Below are 10,686 nucleotides of genomic sequence, written 5' to 3' on the forward strand. Positions count from 1 at the left end.
TAGATTTGCCCCATGTTAAATCTGCCCCAATGTTTTAATCCGCGCCTTTGAATGAATTTCATTCTGTGACACGACCGTGGTTGATGCGCGGAAGCGTTCAATAATTGAACGCACATAAGGACGAATACCGGGCGAGGTAAGCAGCACAGGGCTTTCCCCCATCTGTGCATGCTTATCAAATGTGGTGCGTACCGCATTGATAAATTGCTGCAAACGGCTGGGTGCCATCGCCAATTGTTTATCTTCGCCATCGCCAACAATGGATTCAGCAAAGGCTTGCTCCCACTCGGGCGAAAGCGTAATCAGCGGGATAAACCCTGTATCGCGCGTTTGCGCTTCGGAGATTTGCCGCGCAAGCCGCGCGCGCACATGTTCGGTAATGGCGGTAATGTTGCGCGTAATCGCGGATGCTTCGGATACACCTTCCAGAATACTCGGCAAATCGCGTATAGAAATGCGTTCGGATAACAGATTTTGCAGAACACGCTGCAACCCGCCAATGGTAATCTGTGATGGGATAACATCGCTGACGAGTTTTTGGTGTTCCTTATCCAATTCATCAAGCAGTTTCTGCGTTTCCGAATAGGTCAGCATTTCTGACATATTGTCTTTAACGATTTCGGTCAAATGCGTTGTCACAACGGTTGGTGTATCCACAACCGTATAGCCTTTAAACAAGGCTTCTTCGCGGTACCCGGGGTCTGCCCATACCGCTGGCAACCCAAAGGCGGGTTCGGTTGTAGGTTCACCCGGCAATGCAATCGTATCACCACGTGGATCCATAATCAGCAACATGCCGGGACGCAGCGTGCCACGGCCAGCTTCAATTTCCTTGATGCGCACAACGTAGGTATTTGGCGCAAGCTGCAAATTATCCTGAATACGTACCGATGGCAGCACGAACCCCATATCGCCTGCCAATTGACGGCGCAGCCCTTTAATTTGATCGGTAAGACGTTGGCCAGCTTCGGAATTCACCAGTGCAAGAAGGCCATACCCCAATTCAATGCGAATGGTATCAATCGCCAATGAACGTGAAATAGGTTCTTCCGCTACGGGCACTAATGGCTCTGCGGTTTCCATGGCTTTCTTATCCGCCATTTCACGATGAATTTGCGGCATCTTCCATGCAAAATAGCCAAGCACGCCGGCCAAAATCCAAAATGGAATTTTTGGAATACCCGGCATCAGCGACATTATTGCCAAAAGGCCAGCCGTAAAGCCAAGCGCCATGGGGTATGCGCCCAACTGGCCGAACATGCTGTTCGATTTACCGCCTTCATCGGCAGATCCTGTTTTGGAAACAAGAAAACCAGCGGCGATGGAAACGATAAGCGCAGGAACCTGCGTTGCAATGCCATCACCAATGGTAAGACGGATATAGGTGTCTGCTGCTTGCATGAATTGCATGCCATGCATCACCATGCCAATAATCGTACCGCCAATAATATTGACGAAGGTAATAATCAAACCGGCAATCGCGTCACCACGCACGAATTTCGATGCACCATCCATCGACCCGAAGAAATTACTTTCGTTTTCCAGTTCTTTGCGGCGCGCACGTGCCGTTGCTTCATCAATCATGCCAGATGACAAATCGGCATCAATCGCCATTTGTTTGCCGGGCATGGCATCCAAGGTGAAACGTGCCGCAACTTCTGCGATACGGCCAGAACCTTTGGTAATCACGACGAAGTTCACGATGGTAAGGATAGCAAACACAATCATTCCGATTACAAAGCTGCCGGACATAATGAAGCCAGCAAAAGCTTCCACGACCATGCCGGCCGCATCTGCGCCTTCATTGCCATGTGATAAAATCAGCCGTGTGGTGCCAAGGTTAAGCGCGAGGCGAAGCAGCGTTGCAATAAGCAAAATGGTTGGGAAAGACGAAAGGTCCAGTGCTTTTTTAATAAACAGCACGGTCATTAAAATAATGACGGAGAAGGTAAGCGAAAGCGTCAGCCCCATATCCACCACAAAGGTGGGCATGGGAATAATCATCATCATCACGATACTGATTAAACCAACCGCCAGCCACATATCTGAACGGGCGAACAGGCGATTAAATGCTGCCATATCGAAGCTATCACCGCTGCCTGTTCCAACTGGATTTGTCATAATGCCCGTTTATCTTAATTTATCCGATATTTGCACGGCCTGTTTCACCTGGCATGGGAATGTTCACGCCTTTATCAGTGTATTCCTTCAGTTTATTGCGTAGCGTTCGTATGGATATACCTAAAATGGTTGCGGCATGGGTCCGGTTTCCAAGGCAATGCTGCAACGTATCAATAATCAAATCGCGTTCAACATCAGCAACGGTTTTGCCAACCAGACTGCCGCTTGGTGTGCCAGCATTCATGATCGCCTGTGCGGTATTCGCCATGCCACCGCTCGCAATATTGTTGTTCAGGCTTTGGCCGGTGAGCACAATTGCATCCGGGCCAATCACACTATCGGGCGCCATCAATACTGCGCGGTGCATGGTGTTTTCAAGTTCGCGTACGTTACCGCGCCAGTGGTGACTTTGCAGCGCTTGCATGGCTTCGGGTGAAATCGTCTTCGCAGAAAGGCCATTTGCTTCAGCAAATTTTGCCGCAAAGAATTCCGATAACGGTTTGATATCCAGCGGGCGTTCACGCAAGGTTGGAATGCGAATGCTCATTACATTTAAACGGAAATACAAATCCTCACGGAAGCGTTTATTGCGTACTTCTTCTTCCATATTGCGGTTGGATGTTGCGATGATACGCACATCGACCTTAATCGGCTGGTTACCGCCCACACGGTCAATTTCGCGTTCCTGTAATGCGCGCAGCAATTTTGCTTGCAGGCGCATATCCATTTCGCTCATTTCATCGAGCAGTAATGTTCCGCCATTGGCTTCTTCAAATTTTCCCAAACGGCGGGCAACCGCGCCCGTAAACGCACCTTTTTCATGACCAAACAGTTCGGATTCAAGAAGGTTATCGGGAATAGCCGCGCAGTTCACAGCAACGAAATTGCCTGATGCACGGTTGCTCTTGCGGTGAATGTGTCGTGCCAATACTTCTTTACCCGTTCCTGACTCGCCCGTGATTAATACCGATGCGGCTGATGGCGCAACTTTTTCGGCCATATCAATCACGGCCTTCATTGCAGGATCACCGGCAATAATATTATGGCTTTCTTCCGTTACCGCTTGCAAAACAGCGGCAATCAATTCTGCATCTGGCGGCAGTGGGATATATTCTTTTGCGCCAGCTTTTATCGCGCGTACAGCTGCATCGGCATCATTACCAATACCGCATGCGATGGTTGGAACATTGATGCGTTCAAGCTTGATTTGATTAATCAGGTCCGCCACATCACAGCGTACATCGACCATCACCAAATCAATGCCCTGGCCACTGCGCAATACATTCATCGCGCCGGAAATGGTATCAATATGCGATACCTTCGCGCCGCGTTGATGGGCAATCTTGCCAGCAACAGCAATCGGGCCTTCCATGGTTCCAACAATTAATAACCGCATTTCTTGGTCTCCTACTTAACTTAAATACTCAATCATAGATCCCCGTTATCACGGGGATACGGTTTTCCTTAATTTTCTTTACGCTCGGTCTTGATGATTTCAGTCATGGTAATGCCGAGGCGGTCTTCAACCACCACAACTTCACCGCGCGCCACCAAACGGTTGTTAACGTAAATATCAATCGCTTCACCGACCTTGCGGTCTAATTCTACAACCGCGCCGCGGCCCAGTTTCAAAAGACTGCTAACGGGCATCGTCGCTTTGCCCAGCACGGCAGAAACTTCAACCGGCACGGCATACACAGCATCCAGATGTTCAATCGTCACTCCAGTGCCATCAGGGTTCCCCTGTGTTCCGTTCAATTCATTTAGGGGAAGGGATTCTTTCTCGGCCATGATGGTCTCCTTACGTTACTAATCGTGTTAAACTGCAATATTAGTTGTTGGCGGTGTCTGATGTGGTGCGTCGGTTACGGGCTGGGCATATTCCACGTGGCTTTGATGCCCCGTTGTTTTGTGAATTTGCATTTGTCGCTCAATTTCTGACCACGTCAGATTAACCGAGCGTTCCATTCCACCATCTGCCCATTCCAAGCGGCAATCATTTGCTTCTAGCGTATTATCGGCCAGAATAATCATCTTACCTGCATAGCCAACACGGGCGGTGAGGGCGCTCATTTCCTTATTCATATCATCAAACTGCGCTTCACATATCCGCAATACCATCCGCGGTTCATTGATCATATCGATTACGCTGGCTTCAACCGCAGCAACCATTTCCTGCACGCCGCTCCTGCGCACAAAATCGGGTACAATTTTGCGCGCGATAGCCAAGCCGATTTCGGCCGCGGCTTGTTTGTTTTGTGCCGCCAGCTTCCAAACTTCATTCGCCATGCGTTCAAACAGCAATTGAATATGCGCAAGCAATTCGTTTTGCTGGTTTTGCATTTCGCGCATCGCTGCTTCTTTACCCGCAACATAACCCTGGCCATAGGATTGCTCCTTGGCGAGCGCTACTTCTTCTTCGCTAAATACAGGCGGAGCTTTTTGTTCCTGCGCGGCTTTAATCGCCTCAGGATCAAACGAGGTGCCAAACATAAAGCGCTGTGGGGCGGTTTCGTTCATCAATAGATAAGCTCCTCATCTTCGCCGCCGCGGCTAATATCAATTTCGCCTTTCGCAGCCAGATTCTTAGCAGCCAGAACCAGACCCGCCTGCGCTTCATCCACATCGCGGAGCTTAACAGGGCCAATACCCGCCATTTCTTCCTTAAGCAATTTAGCCGCACGTTCCGACATATTTCCAAAAAACAGATCGCGCAGGGTTTCCGATGCGCCTTTGAGCGCAATCGGCAGCTTTGCTTTGTCCACAACGCGCATAAGCGCCTGAATGGCTTGCGGGGTAAGCTTGCCCAGATCTTCAAAGGTGAACATAAGGCTTTTGATCTTTTCAGCCGCATCGTGGTTGCGCTCTTCCAATGCGCCCAGGAATTTGGCTTCGGAAGCGCGGTCAAGATTATTGAAAATTTCAGCCATCATTTCATGGGCGTCGCGGCGGTTGGTTCGCGCAAGGTTACTCATGAATTCAGTGCGAAGGGTTTTTTCAATATCATCCAGAACTTCTTTTTGCACGGCTTCCATACGCAACATGCGCATGATGACTTCCATTGCAAAACTTTCGGGCAATGTGCCCAAAACACGCGACGCATGGTCTGGTTTGATTTTGGATAAAACCACCGCAACCGTTTGCGGATATTCATTCTTTAAATAATTGGCCAGCACTTCTTCGTTCACATTCGCCAGCTTATCCCACATGGTACGACCCGCAGGACCACGGATATCCTCCATGATGCCGCCAACCTTGTTCTTATCGAGCACTTTAAGAAGCAGGCGCTCGGTTGATTCAAGAGTCCCCATCAACGAGCCGGTTGAGGATATTTGCGAAGCAAATTCGAGGAACAGCGTTTCAACGAGGGCAGAGCTAACATTACCCAGCGTTGCCATAACTTGAGAAATTTCTTTTATTTCATCATCGCTCATCAGCGAAAACAGCTTTGCCGCATGTTCTTCGCCAAGCGATAAAATCATAATCGCCGCTTTTTCCGGCCCTGATAGGCCTCTTGCATCTTCTCTTACCCGTCCTGCCATGGACAACTCCTGTTACATTTACGCCATTCGCTCTGTTCCGCTTCGCGTAACAACCGCTCGGGCGGAACCTAAACCATCAACCTACTTATTTTCCTGATAAATCCAGTTGCGTATAATACCAACGGCTTCCTCAGGATGTTTTTCTACAATCTCTCCAACCTTTTTAAGGGATGATGCTTTCACGCGACCCTCGACGCGTTGAATATCAATCATCTTTTCAAATGAATTATCATCTTCGCCTTCACCGGCTGCTGCACCTGGCGGAGCCAGCGATTTTCCGCCGCTTGCTGCGCTTAGCAAATTGGCGTTACCCGGTGCACTTGCACCCAATAAATTGCCGCCGCTTTCACCAACTGCGCCGGTTGCGCCTTCCAGCACTTGCTTCAGAATAGGGCGAACCACCAAAAGAATAGCAAGAAGACCGAGAAGCGCCATGATGACCGATTCAGCCATACGCATCATTTCAGGTGTCATGAATGCCATAATGCCTTCTGCGCCTGCGGGTTGACCATCCGTTGCCGACGTAAACTGCATATTCACAACTTCAACCGTATCCCCGCGTGTGGCATCTACATTTACCGCGCTGCGAACGAGCGTTTTGATTTGCTCAAGCTCTTCCTTGCTGCGTGGCTTATAGGTTTGCTTGCCATCCGCGCCAGTTTCATAAATGCCATCCACCAATACGGCGACCGATTGCTTTTTAATGCTGCCGCTTTCACGCACATGACTGCGCACGGTTTTGTTGATTTCGTAATTGACCTGTTCTTCGCTGTTATTATTCTGGTTATTGGAACCAGCGCCGCCGCTTGATTGCGCAGATGGAAGATTATTACCTGCCGAAACACCTGTGTTGGTGTCAGAAGACTTCGCTTGCTCTGACTTGGTTACTTGGCTGCGCACAACCTGACCTTCAGGGTCATAGATTTCAGAACTGGTTGTGACTTTGTCAAAATCCATTTCAACAGAAACTTGCGCACGTGCCTTGCCATATCCAAGCGAGCGGGAGAGGAGGTCTTCAATTTTATCAACCTGCGTTCTTTCAAAGTTATGGCGCATTTCCTCTTGCGTGGTTGCTTCGCCTTCGGCGCTGGAACGATCCATTGCCTTTGCCAGCAACGTGCCTTTGTCATCTACAATCGATATGTTATCGGTTTGAAGATTAGGAACAGCGGCCGCAATTAGCTGACGAATGGCGCCAACCTGTTCTTTGCCAAGGGTTGCCCCGCCACGTACTTTCAAGAATACCGAGGCGGATGCCTTCTGGTCATTCTGGCTGAACATCTCATGCTTTGGCAGCACCAGATGAACCCGCGCCGATTGAACCTGATTCACGGTGCTGATGGTGCGGGCAAGCTCGCCTTCCAATGCACGAAGTTGATTAATGTTTTGAACAAAGCTGGTGGTGCTAAAACCATCCTTTTGGTCAAAAATTTCATAGCCAATTGAACCGCCACGGGGTAGGCCCTGCTGCGCCATATTCATGCGCAATTTTCCAACCTGTTCGGTCGGCACTTTAATGCTTGTGCCGTTATTGCTGACTTCATAAGGGATTTTCATCGTGTCCAGCTGGCTTACAATCGCGCCTCCATCAGATGGATCAAGGCCACTGTAAAGAAGCGCTAATGGGCCAGAAGACATCTTGGTAGCCATAAAGGCAAAGAAGATGATGACCGCTAAAATCGTGCCGCCCAGAGCCGCAAGGCGCACTACACCTAAACCACGTAAGGTTTGCATAAGCTGATTCAAGAGAACGACTCCATAGATAGAGATACGAAATGTTTAGATAGGAAAACCAGAAACGCCCGACTAATCTTGGAACTAAGCTTGTTGAAAACCTGCGACTTCATCTTTATTAACCAGCCCGTTAACCATAATCGTTAAGTTGTGAAAAACCCATTAACAGACCCGGCAATAATTACCCACCAGCCCATTTCTAGGTAATTTTTGCCTAGCAACCCTTACCAAGAAGTTAACAGATTCATATGAGTAGCCCGTCACCAGATTCTTCAACGACTGATAAAACGACACTCGTCGTTGTATTTCTCATCACATTGGCTCTGGCGGCGCTCTATGCGGCTTCAGTGGGCATTGTTGCCATATGGCCAGACAGCCTTCTTTATGCTGACCGTGCCCGGCATTTACTCGAGGAGGGGCGTTTGGCCCTAAGCGCCCAATCATCCTCACCTTATCCGCCACTCTATTCATTGCTGTTGGCCCTAATTTATTTCATAGGGGCATTTTCCGTGCCGGATTTCCCGCCCAATACCTTTTTAATGGCTCACCAAATTCTAATCGGGCTTCAAGTCATCTTCATGGCGTCGGTATTTTTTCCAGTTCGCGGCTTACTGTTGCGCAACCCCGATATCGGGAAAACGGCAGGCGCAGCGCTAGCATGCATCGCCGCTTTATCGTCTGCGGCATTGCCTTACACAACTATGTTAGGCGCTGAAGCGTTATTTATTCCTCTCTTTATATGGTTTACTTATTTTTACGATAAATTTTTATACACTGCTGGCAAGGCTGATGCGAACTGGTGTGCAATACTACTTGCCTTCATGCTACTGGCCACACCAAGCGCATGGATTGTTTATGCTGCTGTTGCGCTCACTGAAATCACGCGGATTACCGATAAAAAATCTCCATGGCCATGGAAAATCATCCTGCTGCCACTTGCTGCGGCAGGGTGCTGGGAGACCTATTCAATTGCGATATTGGGGCAGCCCTTTAAATTACCTGAACTCAATTTAAATAATGGCCTCGCCCGGTTTAATTTCTTCAAGAATGGTGTTTTGTATCTATGCTATGTGGGCATGCCTCTGGCAGGCATGGCTTTTGTCATTTCCATTTTTTCTAAGAAAGCAATGGCGTGGGGCGATGCACTGTTCCGCTTTACTTTTTTTACGTTGCTATGCGCGCTGCTGTATCTGGTTTTTGCGAATGAAGTGATCGTTGAACGCAAGCTTGATTATATTACTAACCGGATTATTGAACCATTTGTGATCCTTCCATTTATTTTGTTTATACGATTGCAACACTCATTGCTTAAGGAAATTACCGCCAATAGTTTGCTGATTTTCTTCTGCCTGATGATTTTTGGTTTTCCATATAATTTAAAAACCGATTTCGTGACGGGCATGAGTTACTGGGCGCAATCGCTGCCTAACCCCAATCTGGGTATCATTCGTAATGTTGTGTATTTATTGTTGCTGTGCCTTCCCATTATCGTCATCTGGTGGAAGCCCAAATGGTTTGTGACAAGCTATGCCTGCATTGCCGCGCTGCTGACCTTCAGTAACCTTATGCAAAACCAGACAGTGTGGAGTATTAATGAGGACGGCAATTTTCGTTATGTGAATACAGCCGCGTTTGCAGCCAGCCGTGATATAAAAGACGCTAAAGCTGTTTATGTTGATAATCAGTGCTCTGCACAGCAAAGCACCGATATCGCATATCTATTCCGTTGCAATGATTTAAACAAAATTCTTTATTTCACGCCGCGTGCAGCTACAGCAAAAACAGCTGAAAGCATGATGACTCAAACACTTGGCGATGATGACTTTGTGCTCTTTGCCAGCAGTGAAAATGACAATTCGTTTGGCAAATCGGTTGCCGAAATCGGCCTTGGCAAATTGATGCGCGTGGAGAAGGGCGACTTAGCCAACATGCAGAAAACGCCGCTGGTCTTTATCAAAGGCGCTGAAAGCCTAGGCCGTTATATCAATGTACGCATCGCAGAAAAGATGGAGCGCGTTACGCTGCTTGGGCCGAATGCTGTATTCCATATTGATGCTGACAAGGCAGGCTGCGCAGAACTAAACGCCAGTTTTGCCGCGGATGATAATGAAACCAATGCGAATGGCAAAACGGTTGAGTTTATGTTGAATAATAAACTTGCCGGGAAAACATCATTTAAACCAGTCACCACAGGTGTGCCGCCTGCATTTGCACTGCCACTGCAACTCAAGACTGGTGAAAATACGCTAAAAATACATTACGATGTGCCGCCAACGGCCAATGGGAATATCCGTGCTGGCCTGTTCATGTTTGCGCGGCCCATTTTCAAACCATGCAACTAATACCCAAGCAGGGAGGATAACATGCTGATGAATTATGCATTGGTTGCACTTGGCAGCGCTATTGGCGGCATGGCACGGTATGGCACCGCGCAAGCTATCAATTCCATCTGGAAACAACCGTTCCCGCTTGCCATTTGCTTGGTCAATATCATCGGCTCATTTGCAATTGGCGTCTTTGCGCACTGGTTAACCACCACCCAAGATGAAACCATGCAAAACAATATCAAACTGGTATTGATGATTGGTGTGTGCGGGGGCTACACGACGTTTTCAACTTTTAGTTTGGAAACACTGAACCTTCTTAAATCTGGTGAAACGCTTACCGCGCTTGCCTATATCGTGGCTTCCGTTGTGTTGTGCGTTGGCGCAGCTGCACTGGGCTACCGTTTAGGCAGCTAAGGCCTCTTCAGCGTCCAATACACCGGCAATTGCATGTAATGTTGCTGCAATACGGATGGATGCCTGAATAACCGCTGCCTCAACACCATGACTACGCAATTTGCTGTCATGGCTTTCAATACACATACCGCAGCCATTGATGGATGAAACCGCAAGGCTCCATAATTCGAAATCCATTTTGTCAGCGCCCGGATTGGCAATGATATTCATGCGCAATTTCGCGGGCATGGTTTTATATTCAGCATGTTCAGCCAAATGGATAAAGCGGTAATAGATATTATTCATGCCCATAATCGCGGCAGCTGCCTTTGCAGCATTGAGTATTTCCGGCGTGATTTTATCTTTGAATTCGTCAACTACTGCTTTGGTCAGCTTCGCATTGCGCGATGCTATAGCGCACGAAATAAACGTGCCAGCCTTTTGCGTGTCATTGAGCACGGTTTCCGAAAGAAGGTTTGAAAGATTTAATTTCAAATCTTTTGCATAATCGGGAAGGGATTCACGCAACGCTTCTAATGTCATGGGGGCTCCGTTATAGGGTATGATAA

At 48.3% G+C, this 10,686-nt stretch carries 9 protein-coding genes; 2 read left to right on the plus strand and 7 right to left on the minus strand.

The genetic code is table 11. The annotated features are described in order from the left end of the window. Positions 1-15: 15 nt before the first annotated feature. From flhA to fliF, 6 genes are all read right to left on the minus strand, one after another. Positions 16-2,079, minus strand: coding sequence for a flagellar biosynthesis protein FlhA (gene flhA, locus SFW65_07620; GenBank protein ID MDX1922980.1), 2,064 nt, complete (start codon positions 2,077-2,079; stop codon positions 16-18). 61 nt (positions 2,080-2,140) lie between these two features. Then, positions 2,141-3,517 carry a sigma-54 dependent transcriptional regulator gene (locus tag SFW65_07625; GenBank protein MDX1922981.1) on the minus strand — a complete coding sequence of 459 codons (1,377 nt, stop codon included), beginning with the start codon at positions 3,515-3,517 and terminating at the stop codon, positions 2,141-2,143. 68 nt (positions 3,518-3,585) lie between these two features. Beyond that, positions 3,586-3,912 (minus strand): flagellar motor switch protein FliN, encoded by a 327-nt coding sequence (gene fliN / locus SFW65_07630; protein ID MDX1922982.1) that lies wholly within the window; start codon positions 3,910-3,912, stop codon positions 3,586-3,588. Between the two features lie 27 nt (positions 3,913-3,939). Beyond that, on the minus strand, positions 3,940-4,641 hold the full coding sequence (locus SFW65_07635; protein ID MDX1922983.1) for a FliH/SctL family protein: 702 nt from the start codon (positions 4,639-4,641) through the stop codon (positions 3,940-3,942). After that, the gene (fliG, locus tag SFW65_07640) at positions 4,641-5,663 is read right to left on the minus strand and encodes a flagellar motor switch protein FliG (protein ID MDX1922984.1); all 1,023 of its coding nucleotides are present in this window, start codon (positions 5,661-5,663) and stop codon (positions 4,641-4,643) included. The genes SFW65_07635 and fliG overlap by 1 nt, the downstream gene beginning before the upstream one ends. 81 nt (positions 5,664-5,744) lie before the next feature. After that, on the minus strand, positions 5,745-7,397 hold the full coding sequence (gene fliF / locus SFW65_07645; GenBank protein ID MDX1922985.1) for a flagellar basal-body MS-ring/collar protein FliF: 1,653 nt from the start codon (positions 7,395-7,397) through the stop codon (positions 5,745-5,747). A gap of 248 nt (positions 7,398-7,645) precedes the next feature. Between fliF and SFW65_07650 the strand changes: the two genes are divergently transcribed. Together SFW65_07650 and crcB are read left to right on the plus strand one after the other, a co-directional pair. Beyond that, positions 7,646-9,739 (plus strand): hypothetical protein, encoded by a 2,094-nt coding sequence (locus tag SFW65_07650; protein ID MDX1922986.1) that lies wholly within the window; start codon positions 7,646-7,648, stop codon positions 9,737-9,739. A gap of 21 nt (positions 9,740-9,760) precedes the next feature. Continuing rightward, positions 9,761-10,138, plus strand: a complete 378-nt coding sequence (crcB, locus tag SFW65_07655) for a fluoride efflux transporter CrcB (protein ID MDX1922987.1) — start codon at positions 9,761-9,763, stop codon at positions 10,136-10,138. Here crcB and SFW65_07660 read toward each other — a convergent pair. Continuing rightward, positions 10,127-10,660 (minus strand): carboxymuconolactone decarboxylase family protein, encoded by a 534-nt coding sequence (locus SFW65_07660; GenBank protein ID MDX1922988.1) that lies wholly within the window; start codon positions 10,658-10,660, stop codon positions 10,127-10,129. The two genes, crcB and SFW65_07660, sit on opposite strands and share 12 nt — an antisense overlap. Positions 10,661-10,686: the final 26 nt, after the last annotated feature.

Source organism: Alphaproteobacteria bacterium (genome assembly GCA_033762625.1).
Taxonomy (GTDB): domain Bacteria; phylum Pseudomonadota; class Alphaproteobacteria; order UBA9219; family RGZA01; genus RGZA01.

Coding starts and splice junctions, on each gene's coding strand:
- fliF (MDX1922985.1), bottom strand. CDS start 7,397: ATGCAAACCTTACGTGGTTTAGGTGTAGTGCGCCTTGCGGCTCTGGGC.
- SFW65_07625 (MDX1922981.1), bottom strand. CDS start 3,517: ATGCGGTTATTAATTGTTGGAACCATGGAAGGCCCGATTGCTGTTGCT.
- flhA (MDX1922980.1), bottom strand. CDS start 2,079: ATGGCAGCATTTAATCGCCTGTTCGCCCGTTCAGATATGTGGCTGGCG.
- SFW65_07635 (MDX1922983.1), bottom strand. CDS start 4,641: ATGAACGAAACCGCCCCACAGCGCTTTATGTTTGGCACCTCGTTTGAT.
- fliN (MDX1922982.1), bottom strand. CDS start 3,912: ATGGCCGAGAAAGAATCCCTTCCCCTAAATGAATTGAACGGAACACAG.
- fliG (MDX1922984.1), bottom strand. CDS start 5,663: ATGGCAGGACGGGTAAGAGAAGATGCAAGAGGCCTATCAGGGCCGGAA.
- SFW65_07650 (MDX1922986.1), top strand. CDS start 7,646: ATGAGTAGCCCGTCACCAGATTCTTCAACGACTGATAAAACGACACTC.
- SFW65_07660 (MDX1922988.1), bottom strand. CDS start 10,660: ATGACATTAGAAGCGTTGCGTGAATCCCTTCCCGATTATGCAAAAGAT.
- crcB (MDX1922987.1), top strand. CDS start 9,761: ATGCTGATGAATTATGCATTGGTTGCACTTGGCAGCGCTATTGGCGGC.